The organism is Hahella sp. NS-SX17 (assembly GCF_057367735.1).
The window spans coordinates 1,769,286-1,792,125 of sequence record NZ_CM170632.1 but is presented as its reverse complement, the minus strand read 5'-3'; the positions used below and the strand labels follow the sequence as shown (position 1 = coordinate 1,792,125).

Sequence of the window (22,840 nt, the reverse complement as noted above, 5' to 3'; positions counted from 1 at the left end):
TTCAGAAATCAAAACAAAGTACCGTCCGCGCGATAACGAATCGGCGGCGCGCCACTGTTCGAACGTGCGAACGCCAGTCTACGCCCGGCGCTCCAGGTTCCACCTTCCAGCACTTGCGACATCGTCAACGTCACGCCCAGGTCTTTCAGACGCGCATTCAACTTCGCGGCGAGCAGATCAACAATGGCGACGGTCATCGCCCGCAGCTCCACCACTTCCGGCGCGCCGGGTTCATATTCTGTCGCACTGAAAGCAGGATCTTTCGGCGCCAGCACGCCCATATCCATCAACAGGCCGCCGTTACGGTATTCCGCCAGCGCCGTGAGCGTATCGTCGTCAACCACTTCCATGCCAGCGATACGCCAGGCTTCAGTCAGTGAGTACATCATCCATTGAGAGAGTTTATGGAAGGGAATCAACCCCGCTCCCGGCTCACCCGCCCCCACTCCCGGATACGCCCAGGCATCGCCAAGCGCCCCCAACTTCGGGTCCCGCACAGGCCAGACTCCTGACAACCACTTAAGTAACTCACGGAAGGCGAAGTCCACCGATAAACCAGAGCCAGAGCCCGATCCCGCCGCGCCATAGGCCGCTTCCAGATACAACGCCAGCGCGCCCAACCGCCCCTCTCCGCCAAACACGCCAGGCGCGCGCGCCACCACATTTCCAAGCCGACGCAGCAACGCCGCTCGCTCCTGCAGGCCGATAAGAGGGTTGCGCTCACTCACCTGAAAACAGGCTGCTAAACGCGACGCCGTCAGAGCTTGCAACCCCTCCGCATCGATCCGGAAAGGCCTTCCCGATGAACACAGCGCCCCCTGTGCGTACAGCGTCAGACTGGCCACGCCCAATCCCTCGGAACGGCCCAGGGTCAAACCGGTTGCGCCTTCGTGGTAACGCCAGTTGGAGCCCGCGCCAGCGTCTAACAGCACGCTGACGAGAGTTAATTCCGTGGCGCGCATTTTCAGTTCGTTCAAGTCATGCGCGCTGTCAGCAATGGGAGACCAACGGTTCACCCCGCCAGCGGCAAAATGACGCCAACGACTATGAGGCGGTATTTTCAGGTCTGGATATGTCTCAAGAATGACGTCCATGACATAATCCGCCGCCGCATCCACCCGCTCTGCTCGATATTCATAAGCGATCAATTCCCCAGCGCAGGCCCGCGCGAATACTTCACCGCAGCGCGAGCGCACTGTTTCCACACGCCACAGATGCAATTGCGGATCCGTATAAACAGGCGTCGTCGTAAAACTCTCATGCAGATTCGACATCAATAGCCCTCCAGGTCCCTGCCGGATTTAGCGCTGAGCGCGTCTTTGGAAAGCGGAGCGCCCGGCGAGAAATAGCCCGCCGCCACTTTGGCGTCGATCTCCACCTTGGCGTCTTCGGGAATCAAATCGTCAGGAATCGTGATGCGATTGACGATCTCAATGCCCTGACTGGTCAGTGCTTCAAACTTCATGTTGCTCATAGAAGCCATGTGATCGATGCGCGTGACGCCCAACCAGTGCAGCGGGTCCGGCATCAACGGCTGAAACCGCATGTCTTCGACGCCGGCGATACACTCCGTACGCTCGAAATAAGCGTCCGCGCGGTCGCCGCCCACCTGCCGCTTGCGTGCGTTGTAGACCAGGAACTTGGTCACTTCACCCAGTGCTCGGCCCTCTTTGCGGTTGTACAGAATGATTCCCACACCGCCGCGCTGGGCGACGCGAATGCAGACTTCGATGCCATGGGTCAGGTAAGGGCGACAGGTGCAGATATCAGAGCCGAATACGTCGGAGCCGTTGCATTCGTCATGCACCCGGCAGGCGACCTCGCGCTCAGGATCGCTAATGGCTCCGGGATCGCCGAACAAATACAGGGTCACGCCGCCGATGGGGGGCAAAAAGACGGACAGGTCTGGACGGGTCACCAGTTCCGGAAACATACCGCCAGTGTGTTCGAACATGGTCTTGCGCAGCGTCGCTTCAGCCACGCCCAGACGTCGCGCCACACCGGGCAAATGCCAAACCGGCTCTATGGCGATCTTGGTGACATTGGCCTCGCCTGACGCCAGCAATATCCCGCCATCGACCGGAATCAGGCCTCGTTGCACCGCATATTGAATTTCAGGAATGGCGATGCGCGCTTTGGTGATGGCGATCGTGGGACGAATATCCACCCCCTGCTGCAGCGACGCTTTGAAATCCGACGCCACCCGATGCCCCCAGGGGTCCAGGGAGACAATCTTGTCCAGGTCGCTCCATTGCGGATGCGGCCCTAAATCGATCACCGGTTCCGTATTGGTCAAATCCGGCCGGTGCAGCGGCGATAATTCGCCCTTCGCCACCGCCAGGGCGCGATACAGACTGTATGAGCCGGCATGAGACCCGATCGTATTCTTCAAACCGGGATTGGACAGCGTTCCAATAACCGGCCCCCGCGTCTGAATATCCGCAACGCCCCAATTGACGGGATGTTTCACTCCGCTACGCGTATGCGACGTCAGCGCAATTGCGCGTACTTGCTGGTCTACCCCCATAGCCACACCCTCAGCTATCGACGACAGGTCGTCGAGGTTGTAAACCCAATATGTTGCAGATTTCATTCCAGTAATTGACCAAGCAGTCAACTAATGGGTGCGAGTATTAAAATCAATGATTTGAACAGTGACAACAGGGTTCCGGCGGCGGGGGAAACACAAAAAGGCGGAGGATTAAAGACGCCGCTGCGCATTCATTGTGCAGCGGCGCCCGGAGACTGTGCAGCGATCAGTAAGTCCAGTTAACCGTCAGCTTGGCGCTGCGCGGCGCGCCATAGTAACTCTGGGCCCAGTACAGACTGTTCAGATATTTCTCGTCCGTGATGTTGTCCAGATTCAAGGTGGCGCTCCAGTTATCCGTAAAATCGTACTTCGCCATCAGGTTGACCAGCACATAGTCGTCCTGTGTGGTGCGGACAGACTCACCGGCGTTCGGTCCCGTCGTCGCGACGCCTTGCTCTCTGTGTATATCGTCCTGCCAGCTCATGCTCGCGCCCACTTTCAGCCGTTCCAGACTGGGTATACGGTAGCTGGAGGACAACCGCAGCATACGTCGGGGCACATAAGTTTTTGCGTCCTCGCCATTTTTATCCTCGATGGAAACGTAGGTGTAGCCCCCCGCCACTTCCCAGCCGGGAGACACTTCTCCGGCGACTTCCAGTTCGTATCCTTTACTGGTGACGCCGTCCACGCCTTCATAATAATCGGTGCTGGTCCCGGGATAAGTTCCCGCCACTTCCGCTACGTTATCCTGCTTGGTCTTGAATACGGCGACAGAGGTATTGAGGCGATCATTGAGCAACTCGCTCTTCAAGCCGAACTCTATGTTGTCGCCCTTTACCGGGTCCAGACGGTCATGGTTTTCGTCGTCCTTGAACTGGGGATCGAAAATCTTCGTGTAGCTGGCGTACAGCGAATGGTTCTCATGAATATCAACCACAAAACCTGCGTAGGGGACAACTTCTCCACTCTGGGTTTGTTGCTTGCTCTCTCCGTATGTCACGCCGCGGCTGTCCAGGTCCGTCACGCGCAGCCCGGTGATCAGAGTCAGACGATCCACAGGCTTAAGGCGGGTGGCGGCGTAAAGGCTTCTGCGTTTGTCGGTGAATTCGCTGCCAGCTACGCCTGCGTTGTACTCCGGGTCGGAGTAATCGCCATCCCAGTCTTCGATGTCATCAATTTCCGTCCCAATTCCCGCGCCATATTTGGACTCGTCCCACACCTCGGATTTTGACCAGTTCACGCCGATTACCGCTTCGTGCTCCCTCCCTCCCAGTGTGAACGGCCCAGTCGCATAGATATCGGCGATCCACTGCTCGTTATCAAAGCCGTACAGGCTCGGATAGGCGTATAGATCCGACCCGGGCGTATCCGGGTTGGGCGTACCATAGACATAAAACAGCTTGGTGTCGGCTTTGACTTGTTGGCGGGTCACTACGCCTTTGATCAACCAGCCGTTGGCGAACTCATGGGCGAATTCAACAAACGAGCTATCGATCTGTCCATCCCAATACGCCCAATCCGTCGCCGTGCTGGTGGACGTATCATAATCCGTCGCCGAGCCGTCGGTTCGATACAACGGCAACGCGCCCCACATCGGGCTGTCGGAAAGAGTATCCTGACGGCTGTGTCCCAAAGTCAGCGTCGTACTGTCGTTGAGGTCCGCCTCCACGACGCCATAGAAAACAGACTTTTCCTGTTCGTAGCGATCCAGGTAAGACTCTTTATCCTGATAGGACACCACCAGCCTGCCGCGCACTCTTTCCGACGCCAGCAAAGCGCCGGAAACGTCTGCATCAATACGACGATTATCCCATGAGCCGTATGTGAGGCCCACGGAGGCCTGGGTATCCGCCGTAGGCCGCTTGCGAACGAAGTTAACCGTTGCGGAAGGCGTTCCCGTGCCGGTCATCAGCCCATTGGCGCCCCGCAGTACTTCAACGCGATCGTAAATAGCGGTATCAATATCGCCATACAGATTGCCATAGACGAAAGGAACGCCGATGCCGTCGAGTTGAAAATTGGTGATATCGAATCCCCGCGCCGTGAAATAGGTGCGGTCCGTTTCCACTCGCTCTACGGTGACGCCAGGACTGTATTCAAGCACATCGTTAATATCCGTCAGCGCGAAGTCCTGCAGCTGCGTACGAGTAATCACCGACACTGACTGCGGCGTCTCCCGCAGAGACATATTCATGCGCGAAGCAGTATTGCTCGACTTGGTTCGATAGGACCCGCTTCCTTCGCTTGGCGCAGCGTCACCTGCTTTAGCGTTTACCGTCACCGGCTGCAACAGTTGCACATCTTCCGCCGCCACGCTCCCGGACGCCAGAACGCCCAATGACAACGCCGCCACCCAGAATGCCAAACCATTGGCGGCATACGGCGGGGCATGACAGAAGCGGGATTGGGCGCTGAATGATTGGGACAAGTTTGGGAAAATTCGGGGCGCAAGTTTACCGGAATAGCGGTGCGTCGCCATACTGCGGGTTCCTCTCGTGGTGGCAAGTGAATGGAAATCTAGGTGGCGTCCGGGCCAATGCGGCAATGCATTATTTGATAATCTAAACGCAAATCATTATCATTTGATTTAAGTTTCGCGTCAACCTGATCAGTCGAGTCAACACAACGCGGAATGCATCCGGCCACCTAACCTGGAAAGGCATCGGCGCTGTCGGATAAGCCATCAATTCGGATACGCCAATAGCCTCGTGAACAACCCAATACAGTCGCAAAACAATCGGTCTGACGCCGCGCTCGCTCCGCTGGAGGCGCTGTTACGCGCCGCGACACTGGCGCATCCGGCGCTGGTGGGGGAAATCAGCGCCGACAACACCGGACTGATAAGCGCGCAAGTCGACAATCAAGACATTCTGAGGCGATTACATGAATACTGGCGCGCCGCCTGCCCTGAGGCAGGCCGTCCCTACTGGGCGGTGCGCAGTTGGACCATGCTGATATGGCAGCCGACCTTCATCGCGGTGGCGGCGGTGCATGGCGCTGGCGTCTCCGCCCCCTTGTCGGGGCTTGGACAGAAATACGCCCAGGGCATAGTGGCCGGCTTCCGCCTGCCTCCCGTTGCGCTGCGCCCTGCTCCCGTCAATCTTCTGATTGAGCGCAGCGGCGCAGCGCTGACGCAACTGTGCGAAGCCTTGCTGAATCAGCTGAACGCTATCGCCAAGGTTAAACCGCTGATCGCCATGCGCCTGGTCGCGGACAGCCTGCTATCGGCGCTCGCCCGGCTCAGCCTGCTCTCTCCCGCTCCCAGCAACGATAATATCCAGCAGTGGGCGCAGGCCTGGCTGAAAGCCATGGGCCTTATTGGATACAGCAGCCTGACTCCCCTCCCATTGCGTAACGGGAGACTGCAACTGACCCTGGATCGCAAAGCCTGTTGTCTGCACTACCTGCGGCAGGACGGCGAACTGTGCGCGTCATGCCCGAAACAAAAACCGGAGGTGCGCGCGCAGCGGCTGACGGAGGAGTGGAACGCCTATGCTTGAAGTTAAAGATATCCGCATGAGCCGGGATGGGCGTGAAATACTGTCCTTGCCCGAGCTTTCTCTGGAGCCGCGCCGCTTCACCGTCATCCTTGGACACAACGGCTCAGGGAAATCGACCCTGATCAATCTGCTGGCGCGACAACTCCAGCCAGACGCCGGTGTCATCAGGCTGCAAAGCCGCCCTTTGAATGACTACTCCCAGCGGGACCTGGCCAGAAACATCGCCTTTCTGCCACAAAACCTGCCCGAAGTCGCCGGCCTCAATGTGCGCGAACTGATACGCCTGGGCCGCTTTCCCTGGCGCGGGACCTTCGGGCGCTGGCGCAGAGAGGATGAAGTCATCATCGAGGCGGCGATGGCGCAGACCGACGTATCCCGTTACGCGGACCATCTTACGGACCAGCTGTCCGGCGGCGAGCGTCAACGGGCCTGGATCGCCATGCTGCTGGCCCAGCAGGCGCCGCTACTGATGCTGGACGAGCCAACTTCCGCCCTGGATCTGTCTCATCAATACGAAGTCATGGGATTGTTACGCCGTCTGAACCAGGAGCATGGGCGCGGCGTGATCGTCATTCTGCATGACGTCAATCTCGCCGCCCGTTTCGCCGATCGTATCATCGCACTGAAACAAGGCCGTCTGGCGTTCGACGGCGCGCCGCAGGAGCTATTGTCTCCTTCCCTGCTGGCGGAACTGTATGGCATCGGCATCGCGCTGGTCGACCACCCTCACCAAAATGGCAAAATCGCGGTGGTCGCATGACGCCAGCCGCTGTCTCTCGGTATTCCTGTTAACGCTTTGCAATGGGTTAAATTCATGCATTTATTCTTCCCCCTGATCTCCAACCTTGGCGTTGCATTCCAGCGCACAGGTTCTCTTCTCGCCGCAGCGTCGATCCTGACTTTCATCATCAGCGCCTCCGCGCAGGCGATTACGGTCACCGACAGCCGTGGCGAACATGAGTTCGCACAAACGCCGCAACGAGTCATCGCCCTTAACTGGTCCATGGCGGAAAATCTGGTGGAGCTAGGCGTGACGCCGACGGGCGTCGCCGATATCAAAGGCTATCAGGAGTGGGTGGTGCGGCCACAGTTGGCGGATATCATCATCGACGTGGGCACACGCTCCGAACCCAATATCGAGCGCATCGCGGCGCTAAAGCCCGACGTCATCCTTATATCCAGCATGCAGGAAAGCATGCTGGAAAAGCTGGAGCAAGTAGCGCCCGTGCTGTTTTTTGACTCTTTCCGGGCGGATCACGACAACTTCGAGGTCTCCAGACAAATATTCCTGCAACTGGCCCGCCTGTTCGACAAAGAAACGGCGGCGAAGCAAAAGCTGGACGCCATGGACGCCCGCTTTAACGAACTGCGAACGCAGCTGACCGAACACTATCACGGTTCCTTGCCTAAGGTAGCCGCCGTGCGCTTCACCACGCCTTCCGTCCTGCGCATCTTCGGCGATAACTCCATGGCGCAGGCCGCCATGACCAAGCTGGGCCTGCAGCCCGCCCTGCCGCAGCCAGCGACCCAATGGGGCATCACCCAGAAAAAGGTGACGGATTTAGGCCGCATCAAAGACGGCGTAGTGATCTATATCGAGCCCTTCGAACAGGCGGACGACCTGTTCTCCACCCCCTTGTGGCGCGCCATGCCGTTCGTGCGTGGCGAACGTTTCGCCGCCGCCCGCTCCACCTGGACTTACGGCGGACCGCTATCCGTACAATATCTGGCGGAATCCATTACTGACGCCTTACTTAGGTTGACGCCCTGATCAGTAAAACAGGTCAAATCGCTACAGGTTGAAGTCGTATGCGCCGCTATCTGACCACCCTGGCTCTGACGCCGGTTCTGCTGTTCGCCTATCTGCAGCTTAACGCGCCGCCGTCGCTCAGCGTGCAATGGACGCTAATCAGCGGCGGCGAAGCCGTAGAGTTCGAAGACTTCCAGTTCTTCTACGCCACCCTGCCCCGCGCAGTGCTGGCGTTGCTGGTCGGCGGCGCCATGGGGCTGGTCGGCAGTTTGCTGCAGCAAACCACACAGAATCGCCTGCTGTCTCCCATGACCCTGGGGGCAGCCTCAGGCGCCTGGCTTGCGCTGGTGTGCGCCAGCGTCTGGGCGCCCGCCTTAATGGCGGATTACGGCGCCTGGATCGCCATGGCGGGGGCCAGTCTCTCGGTTACGCTTGTGCTATTGATCGCCGGCCGTGGAGGTCTCGCCGGATTGCCTGTCGTACTGGCGGGCATGGCCGTCAATATCCTGCTCGGCGCCGCGGCTTCCGCAATCGTGCTGCTCAACGATCAATACGCTAAAAACCTGTTTATCTGGGGCGCGGGCGACTTGACGCAAACAGACTGGAACTGGGTTATCTGGCTCGCCCCCAAGCTCAGCATTGGACTACTGATACTGATATTTGCGCACCGGCCTTTGACGCTATTGAGATTGGGAGAAGCCGGCGCCAAAGGGCGCGGCATGGGTGTGTTCGCCACCCTGGCCTTATTGCTGCCCGCAGCGCTCTGGTTAGTGGCCAGCTCTATTACCGCTGTAGGCGTGATCAGCTTCATCGGCTTGCTCACGCCCAACCTCGCACGCGCACTCGGCGCCCGTCGCGCCGGCGACGAATTGAGTTACAGCGTGTTGCTGGGGGGCCTGTTACTGTTGGCAACCGACGCCATCGCCGTGCTGGCCAGCCAGTGGACGACAGACCTGGTTCCCAGCGGCGCAGCGGCGGCCCTGATCGGCGCGCCGGGTTTAATCTGGTTCACGCGCCGCAAGCTGAGCGCAGCGGACCACAGCTCTCTGCAACTGCCTTCCGGCGTCGTGCGATTATCCAAAGCCGCCTTGGTCCTGTTGGCGCTGGCGTTACCCACCATGGCGGTGATTGCGTTGCTGTGGTCGCCGGAAGGGGCGAACGCCGTTACCTGGCGCTTCGGCTGGCCCTCTGACTTGGTCTTCTCCCTGCGTTGGCCGCGCATCGTCACTGCCGCGGCGGCTGGCGGCGGTATGGCGCTGGCTGGCGTCATTCTTCAACGCCTGATTCGAAACCCTCTAGCAAGTCCCGACATACTGGGCATGTCCGCCGGGGCCTCATTGACCTTGGTGCTCTCCGTATTGCTGTTCGGCGGCTCCATTTATCAAGCGGGTCCGTTGATCGCGTTTGCAGGCAGTCTGGGCGTGCTTCTGATTCTGTTGCTATTGGGACGTCGTCATCATTACGCCCCCGGCGTCATGGTGCTGACCGGCATATCCCTGGCGGCGCTGATTGACGCTCTGGTGCGGTTCGCTCTCGCCAAAGGCAGCGACAGCGCCTATTCCATCCTCGGCTGGCTGGCCGGATCCACCTATCAGGCTACTGACGACAAGGCGTTGCTGTTGCTGTCCGGGGTCGTAGCTCTTACGGCGCTGTGCGTCCTCTGCTCCCGCTGGCTCACGTTAATTTCCGCTGGCGATCATATCGCTCTAGCCCGGGGACTGAACGTCAAACGCGCCCGTCTGGCGCTGTTGTTCCTGGCTTCGCTGGCCTGTGCGCTGGTGACGGCGGTCATGGGTCCGGTCGCCTTCGTCGGCCTGCTGGCGCCTCACATGGCCGCTATGCTCGGCGCCCGCAAAGCCGCTCAGCAATTACTTCTCGCCATACTATTGGGCGCACTGCTGATAGTGCTGTCCGACTGGTTGGGACGCACCCTGCTGTATCCAGCGCAAATGCCCGCCGGCGCTGTCGCTTCCCTTCTGGGCGGCGGCTATTTCATCTATTTACTCACTCGTCGACGCGCCGCATGAAGCGATTTCTCCTTGCCTGTTTGTGAAATACCAGTAAACTGACAAACAAATGTTAGTCATACGGACATTTGTTTGTGATAACCGAACGCGAACAGGAAATCCTGGATTTGATTCGCCAGGACCCACTTATCTCTCAACAGGCCCTGGCCGACCGTCTTGGCGTCAGCCGCTCCGCGGTGGCGGGCCATATTATGAACCTGTCCAATAAAGGCGCCATTCGCGGCAAAGGCTATATCCTGGCGGATAGCCCCTACGTGGTGGTGATCGGCGGCGCCAACATGGACATTCTCGGACAGCCCAGCGATCAGCTGCTCGCCAGGGACTCCAACCCCGGCCGCGTGAGTTGCTCACCCGGCGGCGTCGCGCGCAATATTGCGGAAAACCTGGCCCGTCTGGGCGTCGACGTGCGCCTGATTGCGCCTCTGGGCAAAGATGTTTACGGACAGACGCTGCTGGAGCAGGGGCTGCAGTGCGGCATAGATATGCGTCATTGTCTGCAACTGGATGACGCCGCCACTTCCACCTATCTGTCTGTACTCGACGAGTGCGGAGACATGTCTGTCGCCATCAACGATATGCAGATACTGGAACGCCTGAGCGTGGAATATCTGCGCAGTCATGCGGATATGATTCGTCGCGCCAGCCTGCTGATCGTGGACGCCAACCTGCCCGCCAACGTGCTGGAATATTTGCTCAGCCAGTTCCCCGATCTGCCGGTTTTCGCGGACCCGGTGTCCGGCCCGAAATCGGAAAAACTGCGCGGCCTGCTTGACGCTATCCACACCTTTAAACCCAATCTGGCGGAGGCGAAGCGCCTCTCCGGCGTAGACGCAAAGGACGAAGGGCAATTACCCCAACTGGCTTCCTGGTTTCATCAGAAAGGCATTAAGCGCATCTGCATCAGCCTTGGCGCACAGGGCGTATACGTTAGCGAAACCGGTCGCCACCAATTATATCCGCCGCCGCCGATCCAGCCGGTCAACGCCAACGGCGCCGGCGACGCGTTTCTCGCCGGGCTCGCCTATGGCTGGCTGGCGCAATGGCCCACGCCAAAATCCGTTAACTTCGCCATCGCCGCTTCGGCAGTGGCCATGTCGCACCAGGCCACCATCAATCCGAACATGTCCCTGGCGACCGTGAACCGTCTACTAGAGGAAACTTTTATATGAATGCTTATCTGGACGTCTCCCCCGAAGTACAAGCTGCGCTGGCGGCCGGCAAACCGGTCGTGGCGCTGGAGTCCACCATCATTTCCCATGGCATGCCCTGGCCGCAAAACGCGGAAACCGCTTTGCAAGTGGAGCAGATCGTACGCGATAACGGCGCCGTTCCCGCCACAATCGCGATTATCAAGGGCCGCCTGAAAGTTGGCTTGAGCAAAGAGGAAATCGAATATTTGGGCCAAGCCGGTTTGAGCGTGACCAAAGCCAGCCGTCGCGATATCCCCTTCATCATCGCCCGTGGCGGCGACGGCGCCACCACGGTCGCTTCCACCATGATTCTGGCGGCCATGGCCGGCGTCAAAGTATTCGCCACCGGCGGCATTGGCGGCGTGCATCGCGGAGCCCAGGAAACTTTCGACATTTCAGCAGATTTGCAGGAACTGGCTCACACAGACGTAGCCGTCATTTGCGCTGGCGCCAAATCCATTCTTGACCTGGGCCTGACCCGGGAATACCTGGAGACTCATGGTGTGCCGCTGGTGGGTTATCAGACCTCCACCCTGCCGGCGTTCTACACTCGCGACAGCGATTTCGATGTGGATTACCAACTGGATACGCCAGAGCAGATCGCCCAGGCGCTAAGAGCAAAATGGGAAATGGGATTACAAGGCGGCGTTGTCATCGCCAATCCAATTCCAGAAGCCTACGCCATGGATCGCGGCAAGATCGACGCCGCCGTCAGCGCAGCATTGGCGGAAATGGATGACAAGGGAGTGAGCGGCAAAGACTCCACGCCCTTCCTGCTGGCGAAAGTGGCGGAAATTACCGCTGGAGACAGCCTGAAAGCCAATATTCAGCTGGTGTTCAATAACGCGGCGCTGGCGGCGCGCATCGCCACTGCCTATTACGCTTAAGTTCTGTCTCTGCAGGGCGGTTGACGGCGTTCGCCAAACCGCCCTGTGCGCTCATTGTGCGCCAGCCGGCATAAGCCTTTCAGGGTGCGACAATTTGCCGTCTTCCCGGCGGCGCTCTTCCCCTACTAAACTTCCAATCACAGCAAGGTACAGAGCGTCCGGCGCAGTCTACCCCTGCGCAGTTCCGGTCGCATTTCCTTCCCGGGTTCACTGTACGTTCGGCTTCACAGCGGACGCATAGAGACCCGAAACTCTGCGGAAACCTTTTCGCCCGACGTTCAACGTCGGGCGGGTTTTTTTTGCAGTTTTCGCTGCAGAGTGCGGCGATGCATGTTCAACGCCCTCGCCGTCGCCGAAATATTTCCCTCATGTTCCTGCAACACTCTTTGAATATGCTCCCACTCCAAACGCCGGACGGACAGTGTCGCATCCGTTGTCGCCTCCTGCTCCTCAGGCGCCTCCTCCTTGGGCTCGCCAAAGGCGGCCAGCAGCTCTGTCGCGGTCACAGGCTTGCACAGATAATTCAAAGCGCCCCGCTTGATCGCCTCCACCGCAGTCGCAATGCTGGAGTAGCCTGTCAACATCACCACCTGCAACTGAGGCCGACGCTGCAGCATTTCGCTCAGCAACTGCAGCCCGCTGTCCCCCGCCAGATTCAAATCCAGCACTGCACGCGCCGGGTCCGCTTCCTCCAAGTGGCTTAGCGCCTCTTCCCCACAACTTGCGGTAAGGACTGACTCCCCGCGACGGCTCAGAGAGCGAGCGAGAGTTTGCAGATAAACCTGGTTATCATCGATTAATAGCAGCGGCGTATTCACCGTTCAGGGTTCCTTGTGAAAGAGTCGCATTTTCCCCGTCGCAGCGCGCCCTGAGGCATCGGCAACAGGATTTCAGTAATGGTTCCATCAGCGGCGTCGATCAGACTCAAGCTACCGCCAAGACGCTCAATGGTCGAGTGGGATAAAAACAGGCCCAACCCATTGCCGCCTTCCCGCATGGATACAAAGGATTTGCCCAACTTCTGACGCACCAACGCAGGCAAGCCAGGCCCTTTATCGTAAATACGCAGCAGCAGTTCTCCTTCGCACAGACGCGCGTCCAGCACTGGGTCCTCCGCACTGGCTTTAGCGGCGTTGTCGAGCAGGTTGAGAATTGCCATGTCCAGCATCTCTTCTGAGCGCACTTCCGCTTCGGGATTTTCGATTTTCGCCAAGCGCAAGGAGGCCGCTGGATGCAGTAAGGAAAACTCCTCCCGCAAACGTTGTACGAACCCTTCCAGCGTCTCGCTGCGCACCACGCCAGTGCGGATATCCTCTGCCTGCCGCATCATGGAAGACAGCGTCTGTTTGCACAACTCAATCTGGGTCGCCATGGCCCGCAGGTCTTCCTGCGCCTGATCATCGACTATGTCCTGCCGCAAATCATCCACCAATAACGCCATGGTTCCCAGCGGCGCGCCAAATTTATGGGCGGCGCCGGCGGCGAAAATAGCAGTGGCCACCAGACGTTCATCGCGCAGCATCTGTTCCCGTTGCGCTGCAATCTGCTCACGCTGGCGGCGTATCGCCATCGACAACGGAGCCACTACCACCAGCAGCAGCGCCACAGATAACAGAAAGGTCAGCCACATTCCCGCCAGATGAAGTCGCATAAAATTCTGCAGCCCGTCCGGTCGACTGCTGGTCAGCGCAACGAAGTCCTGAGTCAATGCAAAGTATATGCTGACGCAAACCGTCGCCAGGATAAGGCTCGACTGCCACCCCAACAGCGCCGCCCCCATGGCCACAGGCATCAACAACAATGAAATAAAGGGATTCGTATGCCCGCCGGTGTCATGCAGAAACCATCCCAGCAACAACGTGGATGCAAGCAATACCGCCAGATAACGACCCGTCGTCAGTTCCCTCACCCGCACGGAGGCCAGGCAGGTCAACGCCGTTATCGCCAGCTGCGCGGGCATCACCGCCCAAGGCAAACGCGGCGGCAGCTCCAGCCGCCAGTGGCCAGCGAACAACGCCAGCAAAGCCAGCAGGGAAATGGACTGCATGACAAGGTAATAAGCCAGATAACGCAGGCTATCCCGCTGTAACGGCGCGGACAGCCAACCGAAATATTGTGTTGTATTCATAACGATCAAACCCCGGAGTTGAGGGCATAATACCACTTGCGAAGCTATCCGCACCCTATGCGACATTTTGCCGCACTCCGCCGAAATTCACCTCCATCATTCGCTTCTGCGTTTTTTGGTCGTTTCGACCGATAAGCTACAACATAGCCCTCTCTAAGAAGGGCCCGCGAAGAACGCAAACGAAGAAGGAATTTCGATCATCAATGCAAGTCATCGATACGCCAATACACCTCAGGAGGAGAACATGGACACCTCAAAAGCCCAACTCATGGTGAGCCTCGCCCGGGACGAACTGGATGCGCTGCTGGACTGCGCCGCGGAGAAAGGAGCCCGACGGGCGCTGCTCGATCTAGGTCTGACAGGCGAAGACGCTTTTTCAGACATCCGTGAACTACGAGCGCTGCTACAGGCGCTGCGACACGCCAAGCAAACCGCCTGGCATACGTTGATACGACTTGGCACCACCGGTTTGATTCTGACCCTGATGGGAGGACTCGCGGTCAAATTCCAGCTGGTCTAACCGCCTCGGCTTGAGCCAAGTCTGTCCACAAACGCTACCGGCGCGGGCGACCCAGTCGTTCAGGCCGCCCGCCTCTAAGATTGAACATTGTGAACCCATCCTCGCTGGGGTATCCTGCCCCCGCTTTTATTAAAGAGCACAATCAATCAACTTATTCTCAGGGCAGGGTGAAATTCCCTACCGGCGGTATGTCCCCCGTGGACGAGCCCGCGAGCGCCTGCTGTAGTACAGCAGGGTCAGCAGATCCGGTGAGAGGCCGGAGCCGACGGTCACAGTCCGGATGGGAGAGAATAAGGCCAATGTCGCAGCAGGACCGCGGATTTCGCCACGGCCTGCCGCCGTTGTACGCCTGTTGGCCGGTGAAAACCGGTCGTATTCCCACAGCCCTGATTCTGGTAACTCAAATGGAGATCCCATGAATCAGCCACACACTTCTTTATTAACGCCGTTCGGCGACGCTATCACCCGGGTGGAAAAAGCTCTGGAAGCCATTCGCAATGGCCAGGGCGTCCTGCTGGTGGACGATGAAGACCGCGAAAACGAAGGCGATCTGATTTACGCAGCAGAAACGTTGACCGAGCAGCAAATGGCGCTGCTGATCCGCGAATGCAGCGGTATTGTTTGCCTATGCCTGACTGACGACGTTATCCGCCGCCTGCAGTTGCCGATGATGGTGTCGGAGAACTCCAGTAAAAACGGCACCGCGTTTACGGTCACCATTGAAGCGCGCGAAGGCGTCAGCACCGGCGTTTCCGCCGCGGACCGGGTCACCACCATCCGCACCGCTATTGCTGACGACGCCAAACCGGAAGATCTCGCCCGCCCGGGTCACGTTTTCCCCTTGCGCGCGCAACCCGGCGGCGTACTCTCCCGTCGAGGACATACAGAAGGCACGGTTGACCTGATGCGCCTGGCGGGCTTGAAGCCCACCGGCGTGCTCTGTGAACTGACCAATCCCGATGGCACGATGGCGCGGCTGCCGGAAATTGTCGCATTCGCGGAGAAGCACGCCATGCCAGTGCTCACTATTGAAGATTTGGTGACATATCGAACAGAGATCATGGGGCAAGCGGTTTAAAGCCCACAAGGTAAATCTGTTTCAGACGGAGCCTGACGGCTCCGTCTACTCGACTTCCCGCTTAGTCAGATACACCACCGGATTTTCACAACAACCCAGCACTTTGCGTACATCCTCAGCGCTTATCTCAACAGTCTTCTCAGGCGGCCCAGGTGAGAACACGAGCCTCTCACTGCCGAAAATACACTCATCCACCACCAGTGTGATATCAGCAGGATGTCCAAAAGGACAGGCGCACATAGGCTCACACCCGGTCATTTCCTTTAACTCCTCATCACTGCAAAAAGACGCTTTACCGCCTAGCGCATTCTTTAACTGCTTCCAATCCAGGCGTTGATGCTGCAGCGTCACCAACATACAAAAGCGCCCGTCTTTCAGTTTCATAAACAGACTTTTGCTTTCAGCGCCAGTGAAACCAAAACGCCTGGCCACCTCTTCCGCCTTCTCATAGGTGAACACAGGCTCGTGAGTCGCCTCGCGATAATTCACATTGGCCTTCTGCAACAAAGCCATCGTATCCCGATATAAATCGTCAAGCGTTCTCATTGTCTGATTGAGTCAATTCTTTGGTAAGGAAATGCTTGGCCTGATTGTGCTTGGGGTAGGACTCCAATGTAAATTGCAGCACATACCCTTTCTTCTCATAAAAAGGCAACGCCTGAAAGCTGAATGTATCCAGGACGGCATAACGACAACCACGCTTAATCGCCTCCGCCTCAGCACGGGCCAACAACTCCCCGCCAACTCCTTTACCCCGCAACGCCTCGGACACCCAGAGGTACTTAACTTTCAGCCAATTCCCAAGCGTCTCTCCAACCACCCCCGCCAACCTGACGCCCTGATCATCAGAATAAAAAACCGCCAGATCCTTCATATCCCGCATATCCATATAGTTCAAGTTATAAGCAACCAACCCATTATAGATGGTGTCGACATCCTCTTGCTTCGGCGCATCCGTTAATACGAAGTTCATATTTTTCCTTTTAAATAAAATAATGTCGTTACGACCTTTACTCTCAGTAATCGGCGATAAAAGTTCACCCACCAAGAGATAATACTTTTGGCATATGGAGAGACCATTAAATTTTCGTTATGATCCGAGACCACTTCGTTGCTCTACCTTTTTCAGGTCAAAAAAGGCCACTTTTTCTATTTAATAATATGCATGGAGGCAAATTCATACTTCATCTAAGAACCCCCTCAAACTTATATCATTGCGGCTTGCCAAGTTTACATAAGTTCAGTTAAAGCGCTTTTCCAATGAAACATAGAGCAAGGGATCTCAGCATGAAACTCTTTTTAAAGAATATCAGATACTAGTGCATGACTCGATTCGAGTATGCTCCAGATATCAGAACTATGACAAAGTCAAAAGCAGCTATCGAAATATACTTTTTAGGTAACAAATGAACACCTCTATAAAAATATTCTCTCTAGCTTTTTCTATAATCCTGGCGCTGGAAGCTGAAGCAGCTGAATGTGGCAAGTGGGTAGAGGGAGGAAAGTATTGTAACAGCTATAAAGATGACCCTACTTATGGTAAATGCCTGTCAGAGATGGATACAGATTGGACCGACGGCACCTTTATGGTATTGAGATCTTTTTCCTGGAATAACAAGCCTGCCTTCGAGATATTTAAATATTATTGGCAAGGCGGCTCGTGCAAACCTTGCAGTTTCTCTCAGTGGAAAGCCAACAAAGGAGCCTGCACACCACCCAGTCCAGAACCTAATGGCCCCCCAAGCTGTAAGGCAGGAAACCCTATAGATATAAGTACAGGCAATAAGTATCAAGAAGAGGTGGATTTAGAGTTTAGCCCTGAACTCAAATTCATCCGATCCTATAATAGTCTTGATCTACAATGGCGTTATACCTATTCAGCCAACCTAGTTGACTCCTGGAATAAAATTTATGTTTATGAAGACTCAGGGCGCAAAAGCGAATTTTTATACGATACAGAAAATAATATTTATAAACCTATCACCCACCTAGCTACTCAATTAATTAAAAATGCAGCCACTGACACTTGGCATTTTACAACAGAGAAGGGAAAAGAATACAAATTTGACAGATTGGGCGCATTGCAGGAAGTAACATTTCCAAATCGTAGAAAGATAACCATTACCCGAGATCCAACTCAAAGTTTCATCGCATCGGACCAATATGGAAATCAGATAAAAGTTGAGCTGAACTACGGAACCCACTTGGTCAGCGCCCAGTTAAACGACAGCTACTCAGTGAAATATACGTTCGATAACACACAGAAAAACAACATCATTACTGTGACCTACCCTGGTGGAGGAACTAAGACATATCACTATGAAGACTCTCGCTTTCCAAACGCTTTAACAGGTATATCTGATGAAAAGGGAGTTCGTTACGCCACCTGGAGCTATAACACAAATGGTAAAGCGATCTCGTCAGAGCATGCAGGGGGCGTTGAGAAGTCCACTTTAACGTTTAACGAAGACGGCTCAACCACTGTCACCAACTCCTTGGATAAACAAACGACCTACAACTTCGAAAGAATTCACGGTATACGCCAGATTGTTAGCGTAGAAGGCCAAGAAAGCGAACACTGTTTGGCAGCCAATACTGCTTATACCTATGACGGCAAGGGTAACATTGACACTGTTACTGACTGGAATGGGGCCATTACTGACTACGACTACAACGAACGCGGCCTGGAAATAAAACGCATCGAAGCAAAAGGAACCCCAGAAGAGCGAGTAACGTTCACCGAGTGGCATCCGACGTTGCGTCTTCCCACCAAGATCACTGAGCCGGATCGCATCACCAAATTCACCTACGACGATGACGGCAAACTGAAAAGCAGATCCATCCTGCCAGTTGATTCTAATAGCTCGAACATTCCAACAGAGAACAATATATGAAATATTTCATTTTATCCGTGCTCACTACCTCTTCACTGCTAGTCTCACACGCAAGTGCAAAGGAGTGCGGTGAGTGGAAATACGTTGGTCGTTTCTGTAATGGATATACAGAAGGACCTGGATCAACCTACAAAGACTGTGTATCAAGAATGGATTCTAACTGGAGCGATGGCACCTTTATGAGGCTTGTGCATTCTACGTACGCAGATAAACCTGCGTACGCTATATATACCTATGAATGGCAAGGGACCTGTAAGCCATGCAATTATCCAGAGTGGCGAGCCAACACGGGATCTTGTACTCCCCCTAGTAGCGAGCCTAACGGCCCTCCTAGCTGTAAAACAGGAAACCCTATTGATATTAGTACAGGAAATAAATACCAGGAAGAGCGGGATATATACTTTAGTCCTGAGCTTAATTTCACTCGGTACTATAACAGTTTCGACCTTAGATGGCGTCATAGCTATTCAGCAAAGTTAATTGACTCCTGGTCAAAAGTTTATGTTATTGAGGACTCAGGAAGAAAAAGCGAGTTCATATTCGATCAAGAAAAGTCTTCGTACACTCCCATAACTCATCTTTCGACAGTGCTATATAGGGATACAGTCAAAGATGAATGGAGATTTATAAACGAAGAAGGAAAAGAGTACAGCTTTGACAAGCTAGGCGCATTACAGGAAATCATTTACCCAAATAAGAAAAAGGTAACCATTACACGAGATCCTACTCAAAGCTTTATCGCAAAGGATGAGTATGGAAACCAGATAGAAGTAGTGCTTAGCGGCGGATATTACCTGTTAAGCGCAAAGCTCAACGAGAGTCTAAGCGTCAAATACATACTTGACTCTGAGAAGCCCAACAACATATTGAAAGTGACTAATTCTGATGGAAACGAGAAAGCTTACCATTATGAAGATGCTCGTTTCCCCTACTCTTTGACAGGCATCACCGACGAAAATGGCGTGCGTTATGCCACCTGGACATACAACGAGGACGGCAAGGCTGTTACATCTGAACATGCTGGCGGAGTTGAAAAGTCCACGGTTGTCTTCAATGAGGATAGCTCAGCTACTGTCACCACAGCCTTAGGCAAAAAAACGACCTATCACTTTGAGCGAATTCACGGCGTACGCAAGATTATTCGGGTAGAAGGTCAGGAAAGTGAGCATTGCTTAGCCTCCAACTCAGCCTATACCTACGACAACAGAGGCTTCGTGGATACGGTCACTGACTGGGAAGGCAACATCACCGATTACGACTACAACGAACGCGGCCTGGAAGTAAAACGCATTGAAGCCAAAGGCGCACCGGAAGAGCGAGTGACGCTCACCGAATGGCATCCAACGTTGCGCCTTCCCACCAAGATCACCGAGCCGGATCGCATCACCGAATTCACCTACGACGATGACGGCAAACTAAAGAGTAAATCCATCCAGCCTGTAGCCGCCAATTAAGCGCGCAGGGATGTTACGTTATTGATTAAGGGTTAATACACACATGATGTTAGCAAAGAAAACCGCTTTGGCGGCGGCTATCGCCGGCGTACTCATGAGCGCCAACAGCTGGGCCGATCGTTCCTGGAGTTACACCTACAACAGCCAAAATCTAATGGAGACCCAGGACGGTCCCCGCACGGACGTCAATGACGTCACCACTTACGGCTATCATGCCGACGGCAACCTGCACACCATCACTAATGCGCTGTCCCAGGTCACCACGTTGGAGAATTACAACGGCGCGGGTCTGGCGCAAAAGGTTATCGACGCCAACGGCGTCGTGACCCTGCTGGAATACAACTGGCGCGGCCAGCCGGTTAAGCGCACCGTAAAAAGCAGCCAGGGCGACGCCATCACCGTCTTCGTTTATGACAAGGTCGGGCTGCTGGAGCAGATCACTCTGGCGGATGGAACTTTCCTGCATTACGAATACGATCCCGCGCGTCGTCTGCGCAGCGTCACCAACCGCGCCGGCGACAAGATCGTCTATGAAGTCGACCCCATGGGCAACCGCACCAAGGTGGAGATCAAAGACGGCGCCGAGAACCTGTTCAACGTACAGCGTCAGGTCTTCGACGAGCTGGGACGTTTGATTCGAAGCATCACCGCCGCCAATCACGAGACCCGTTACGGTTACGATAAAAACTCCAACATGACGTCCGTCACCGACGCCAACAACCAACAGACCGTACAGGGCTTTGACGCACTGAACCGGTTGATCAAGGTGACCGACGCCAAACTGGGCGTCACCCAGTATGAGTACGACGCTCAGGACAATCTCATTGCGGTTACCGATCCGCGCAACCTGAAGACAACCTACAAGTACGATTACGCCGGCAACATGTACGAGCAGAACAGCCCAGACACCGGCCTGACCGTTTTCACCCATGATGACGCCGGCAATACACTGACCAGTACCGACGCCCGCGGCGTTGTGACTGAGTACACCTATGACGCCTTGAATCGGGTGACCCAGGTTCGCTACCCCGCGAATCCCGCCGAGAACATTTCCTACAGTTATGACGACACCGCCAATGGCGTCGGTCGCCTGACCCGCATCAGCGACCAGTCTGGAACCATCAGCTTCCATTACGACGACCGCGGCAACCTGGTGAAGGAAACCCGCGCGCTGGAGGCCCAGACCTACGTCACTCAGTACGCTTACGATCTGGCTGACAAGCTGACGGACATCACCTACCCCAGCGGTCGCATCGTGCGTTATCACTACAATGAAGAAGCTCAAATAGATCACGTCGCGACGCTGGCCAATAGCGGCGCAGCGGAAAAGGTCGTGGTGGAAAACGTCAGTTACCTGCCCTTCGGTCCCATGCAGAGCCTGACCTACGGCAACGGTATGACCCGCGCCATGAGCTACGATCAGGACTATCAGTTGACCGGTATCGACAGCAGCGTCATGCGTCGCAGCTATGGGTACGATCCGCTGGGCAATATCGCCAGCATCACGGATCAGATCGACAGCGCGCAAAGCCAGAGTTTCGGCTATGACGCCCTGTCGCGCCTGGAAACGGCGGACGGCGGATACGGCGATATGCGTTACGACTACGACGCGGTGGGCAACCGTACCGCGCGCACCCGCACGCAAAACGGCAAAACCCTGTCGGAGAGCTATGAATACGCCAGCGACAGCAACCGCCTGACCCGCGTCGACATCAATAACGATGGCGCCGTCAGTGAACGCACATTCGCCTACACCGACAACGGCAATATCCGCCAGGATCAGAACAGCGCTCGTAATCTGGAGCTGATCTACAACCAGCAGAACCGTTTAGAAGAAGTGAAGAAAGGAGGCGAGCAACTGGCCATGTACGTACACAACGCCCTCGGTCAGCGCGTCATCAAAGTCGCGACCGACCCCGCGGCCAACGTGCATTTCCACTACAGCCAAAGCGGTCAATTGCTGGCGGAGACCAAGCCGAGCGGCGAAGTCATTCGGGAAATGATTTACCTCAACGGCGTTCCTGTGGCCATGCTGGCGGAAGGCGGTGGCGGCGCAACAACCCCCGTGTCCGACATCATCGTCGACAACCATGACAGCGGCGTCACCACCGTCGGAACCTGGAGCGCATCCAGCTTCTCCAGCGTCCGCCATGGCGCAGACTATCAATACGCCCCTGCGGGCAGCGGCGGGAAATCCTTCACCTGGAAACTCCCCGTCAGCAAAGCTGGCGTCTACAAAGTCTACGCTTACTGGAACGGCGGCTCCTCCCGCGCCAGCAACGCCACTTACAGCCTGCAGACCAGCGCCGGCGCACAAAGTATCACCGCCAACCAGCAACAAGGCGGCGGCTGGGGCCTACTGGGCTCTTACTCACTGAATAGCGCCGCCGCCATCACCCTGAGCGACAACGCTAACGGTTTTGTGATTGCAGACGCCATCAAGCTGGAGTGGGTTGGCTCGACCGGAACACCTGACCCCGCCCCCCTCACGGTAGACAACAGCGACGCCGCGGCGACGCAAACCGGCGGCTGGAGTGTTTCCAGCTACTCCTCAGCACGTTATGGCGACAACTATCACTACGCTCCCGCCGGGACTGGAAGCAAGGTCTTCACCTGGAATCTCGCCATCGAGCGGACAGGCAATTACCGCGTATACGCCTACTGGAACGGCGGCTCTTCCCGCGCCAGCAACGTGAAGTACGACATTCAGACCCCATCAGGAACGCAAAGCGTGCAAGTGAACCAACAACAGGGCGGCGGCTCCTGGAGCCAGATCGGCGTATTCCCCCTGGACGCCAACGCGAAAGTATCCGTCTCTGACAACGCCAACGGCTACGTCATTGCAGACGCCATCAAAGTGGAATGGGCCGGCGAGTAAGGAG

Annotated in this window: 18 protein-coding genes, 1 pseudogene and 1 riboswitch; of the genes and pseudogenes, 12 read left to right on the top strand and 7 right to left on the bottom strand. The window is 56.1% G+C overall.

Annotated elements, in window-relative coordinates; genetic code table 11:
- Nucleotides 1-8: 8 nt before the first annotated feature.
- The 3 genes from AC2IBB_RS08125 to AC2IBB_RS08115 form a co-directional block, all read right to left on the bottom strand.
- Nucleotides 9-1,274 (bottom strand): DUF1688 family protein, encoded by a 1,266-nt coding sequence (locus AC2IBB_RS08125; protein ID WP_486332377.1) that lies wholly within the window; start codon nt 1,272-1,274, stop codon nt 9-11.
- On the bottom strand, nt 1,274-2,593 hold the full coding sequence (locus AC2IBB_RS08120) for a GTP cyclohydrolase II (protein WP_486332376.1): 1,320 nt from the start codon (nt 2,591-2,593) through the stop codon (nt 1,274-1,276). Before AC2IBB_RS08120 ends, AC2IBB_RS08125 begins: the two co-directional genes overlap by 1 nt.
- 163 nt (nt 2,594-2,756) lie before the next feature.
- On the bottom strand, nt 2,757-5,009 hold the full coding sequence (locus tag AC2IBB_RS08115) for a TonB-dependent siderophore receptor (RefSeq protein WP_486332375.1): 2,253 nt from the start codon (nt 5,007-5,009) through the stop codon (nt 2,757-2,759).
- A 229-nt stretch (nt 5,010-5,238) separates the two neighbouring features.
- Here AC2IBB_RS08115 and AC2IBB_RS08110 point away from each other — a divergent pair, with 229 nt between their 5' ends.
- The 6 genes from AC2IBB_RS08110 to AC2IBB_RS08085 all read left to right on the top strand — a co-directional run bounded on the left by AC2IBB_RS08110 (nt 5,239) and on the right by AC2IBB_RS08085 (nt 11,884).
- Complete coding sequence (locus AC2IBB_RS08110) at nt 5,239-6,030, top strand: siderophore ferric iron reductase (protein ID WP_486332374.1); 792 nt, start codon at nt 5,239-5,241, stop codon at nt 6,028-6,030.
- On the top strand, nt 6,023-6,790 hold the full coding sequence (locus AC2IBB_RS08105; RefSeq protein ID WP_486332373.1) for an ABC transporter ATP-binding protein: 768 nt from the start codon (nt 6,023-6,025) through the stop codon (nt 6,788-6,790). The genes AC2IBB_RS08110 and AC2IBB_RS08105 overlap by 8 nt, the downstream gene beginning before the upstream one ends.
- A 54-nt stretch (nt 6,791-6,844) precedes the next feature.
- On the top strand, nt 6,845-7,801 hold the full coding sequence (locus AC2IBB_RS08100) for an ABC transporter substrate-binding protein (RefSeq protein ID WP_486332372.1): 957 nt from the start codon (nt 6,845-6,847) through the stop codon (nt 7,799-7,801).
- Between the two features lie 38 nt (nt 7,802-7,839).
- Entirely contained in the window at nt 7,840-9,807 is a 1,968-nt protein-coding gene (gene fhuB, locus AC2IBB_RS08095; RefSeq protein WP_486332371.1) for a Fe(3+)-hydroxamate ABC transporter permease FhuB, read from the top strand.
- A 74-nt stretch (nt 9,808-9,881) separates the two neighbouring features.
- Complete coding sequence (locus AC2IBB_RS08090) at nt 9,882-10,976, top strand: PfkB family carbohydrate kinase (RefSeq protein ID WP_486332370.1); 1,095 nt, start codon at nt 9,882-9,884, stop codon at nt 10,974-10,976.
- Nucleotides 10,973-11,884 (top strand): pseudouridine-5'-phosphate glycosidase, encoded by a 912-nt coding sequence (locus AC2IBB_RS08085; protein WP_486332369.1) that lies wholly within the window; start codon nt 10,973-10,975, stop codon nt 11,882-11,884. Before AC2IBB_RS08090 ends, AC2IBB_RS08085 begins: the two co-directional genes overlap by 4 nt.
- Nucleotides 11,885-12,162: 278 nt before the next feature.
- On the opposite strand, the gene AC2IBB_RS08080 is transcribed toward AC2IBB_RS08085, so the two are convergent.
- A complete protein-coding gene (locus AC2IBB_RS08080; RefSeq protein ID WP_486332368.1) occupies nt 12,163-12,702 on the bottom strand; it encodes a response regulator transcription factor in 540 nt (179 codons plus the stop codon).
- Entirely contained in the window at nt 12,699-14,012 is a 1,314-nt protein-coding gene (locus AC2IBB_RS08075; RefSeq protein WP_486332367.1) for a sensor histidine kinase, read from the bottom strand. The genes AC2IBB_RS08080 and AC2IBB_RS08075 overlap by 4 nt, the downstream gene beginning before the upstream one ends.
- A 244-nt stretch (nt 14,013-14,256) precedes the next feature.
- On the opposite strand from AC2IBB_RS08075, the gene AC2IBB_RS08070 reads away from it, so the two are divergent.
- On the top strand, nt 14,257-14,532 hold the full coding sequence (locus AC2IBB_RS08070; RefSeq protein ID WP_486332366.1) for a DUF6127 family protein: 276 nt from the start codon (nt 14,257-14,259) through the stop codon (nt 14,530-14,532).
- Between the two features lie 149 nt (nt 14,533-14,681).
- Nucleotides 14,682-14,828, top strand: a riboswitch (FMN riboswitch).
- Nucleotides 14,829-14,947: 119 nt separating this feature from the next.
- Complete coding sequence (ribB, locus tag AC2IBB_RS08065; RefSeq protein ID WP_486332365.1) at nt 14,948-15,610, top strand: 3,4-dihydroxy-2-butanone-4-phosphate synthase; 663 nt, start codon at nt 14,948-14,950, stop codon at nt 15,608-15,610.
- Between the two features lie 45 nt (nt 15,611-15,655).
- On the opposite strand, the gene AC2IBB_RS08060 is transcribed toward ribB, so the two are convergent.
- Nucleotides 15,656-16,156, bottom strand: coding sequence for a YbaK/EbsC family protein (locus AC2IBB_RS08060; protein ID WP_486332364.1), 501 nt, complete (start codon nt 16,154-16,156; stop codon nt 15,656-15,658).
- Nucleotides 16,143-16,583 carry a GNAT family N-acetyltransferase gene (locus AC2IBB_RS08055; RefSeq protein WP_486332363.1) on the bottom strand — a complete coding sequence of 147 codons (441 nt, stop codon included), beginning with the start codon at nt 16,581-16,583 and terminating at the stop codon, nt 16,143-16,145. The genes AC2IBB_RS08060 and AC2IBB_RS08055 overlap by 14 nt, the downstream gene beginning before the upstream one ends.
- 433 nt (nt 16,584-17,016) lie before the next feature.
- Between AC2IBB_RS08055 and AC2IBB_RS08050 the strand changes: the two genes are divergently transcribed.
- The 4 genes and pseudogenes from AC2IBB_RS08050 (at nt 17,017) to AC2IBB_RS08035 (ending at nt 22,836) form a co-directional block, all read left to right on the top strand.
- A complete protein-coding gene (locus AC2IBB_RS08050; protein WP_486332362.1) occupies nt 17,017-18,504 on the top strand; it encodes a DUF6531 domain-containing protein in 1,488 nt (495 codons plus the stop codon).
- A pseudogene (locus tag AC2IBB_RS08045) lies at nt 18,501-18,980 on the top strand (DUF6531 domain-containing protein); the annotation flags it as partial. The gene AC2IBB_RS08050 and the pseudogene AC2IBB_RS08045, both read left to right, overlap by 4 nt.
- Before the next feature lie 111 nt (nt 18,981-19,091).
- A complete protein-coding gene (locus tag AC2IBB_RS08040; protein WP_486334019.1) occupies nt 19,092-19,958 on the top strand; it encodes a hypothetical protein in 867 nt (288 codons plus the stop codon).
- 43 nt (nt 19,959-20,001) lie between these two features.
- Complete coding sequence (locus AC2IBB_RS08035; RefSeq protein WP_486332361.1) at nt 20,002-22,836, top strand: golvesin C-terminal-like domain-containing protein; 2,835 nt, start codon at nt 20,002-20,004, stop codon at nt 22,834-22,836.
- Nucleotides 22,837-22,840: the final 4 nt, after the last annotated feature.

What these genes read in the sequence shown, in the direction of transcription:
- AC2IBB_RS08125 (WP_486332377.1), bottom strand. Translation starts at nt 1,274, where the DNA reads ATGTCGAATCTGCATGAGAGTTTTACGACGACGCCTGTTTATACGGAT.
- AC2IBB_RS08120 (WP_486332376.1), bottom strand. Translation starts at nt 2,593, where the DNA reads ATGAAATCTGCAACATATTGGGTTTACAACCTCGACGACCTGTCGTCG.
- AC2IBB_RS08115 (WP_486332375.1), bottom strand. Translation starts at nt 5,009, where the DNA reads ATGGCGACGCACCGCTATTCCGGTAAACTTGCGCCCCGAATTTTCCCA.
- AC2IBB_RS08105 (WP_486332373.1), top strand. Translation starts at nt 6,023, where the DNA reads ATGCTTGAAGTTAAAGATATCCGCATGAGCCGGGATGGGCGTGAAATA.
- AC2IBB_RS08100 (WP_486332372.1), top strand. Translation starts at nt 6,845, where the DNA reads ATGCATTTATTCTTCCCCCTGATCTCCAACCTTGGCGTTGCATTCCAG.
- fhuB (WP_486332371.1), top strand. Translation starts at nt 7,840, where the DNA reads ATGCGCCGCTATCTGACCACCCTGGCTCTGACGCCGGTTCTGCTGTTC.
- AC2IBB_RS08085 (WP_486332369.1), top strand. Translation starts at nt 10,973, where the DNA reads ATGAATGCTTATCTGGACGTCTCCCCCGAAGTACAAGCTGCGCTGGCG.
- AC2IBB_RS08075 (WP_486332367.1), bottom strand. Translation starts at nt 14,012, where the DNA reads ATGAATACAACACAATATTTCGGTTGGCTGTCCGCGCCGTTACAGCGG.
- AC2IBB_RS08070 (WP_486332366.1), top strand. Translation starts at nt 14,257, where the DNA reads ATGGACACCTCAAAAGCCCAACTCATGGTGAGCCTCGCCCGGGACGAA.
- ribB (WP_486332365.1), top strand. Translation starts at nt 14,948, where the DNA reads ATGAATCAGCCACACACTTCTTTATTAACGCCGTTCGGCGACGCTATC.
- AC2IBB_RS08060 (WP_486332364.1), bottom strand. Translation starts at nt 16,156, where the DNA reads ATGAGAACGCTTGACGATTTATATCGGGATACGATGGCTTTGTTGCAG.
- AC2IBB_RS08055 (WP_486332363.1), bottom strand. Translation starts at nt 16,583, where the DNA reads ATGAACTTCGTATTAACGGATGCGCCGAAGCAAGAGGATGTCGACACC.
- AC2IBB_RS08050 (WP_486332362.1), top strand. Translation starts at nt 17,017, where the DNA reads ATGAACACCTCTATAAAAATATTCTCTCTAGCTTTTTCTATAATCCTG.
- AC2IBB_RS08035 (WP_486332361.1), top strand. Translation starts at nt 20,002, where the DNA reads ATGATGTTAGCAAAGAAAACCGCTTTGGCGGCGGCTATCGCCGGCGTA.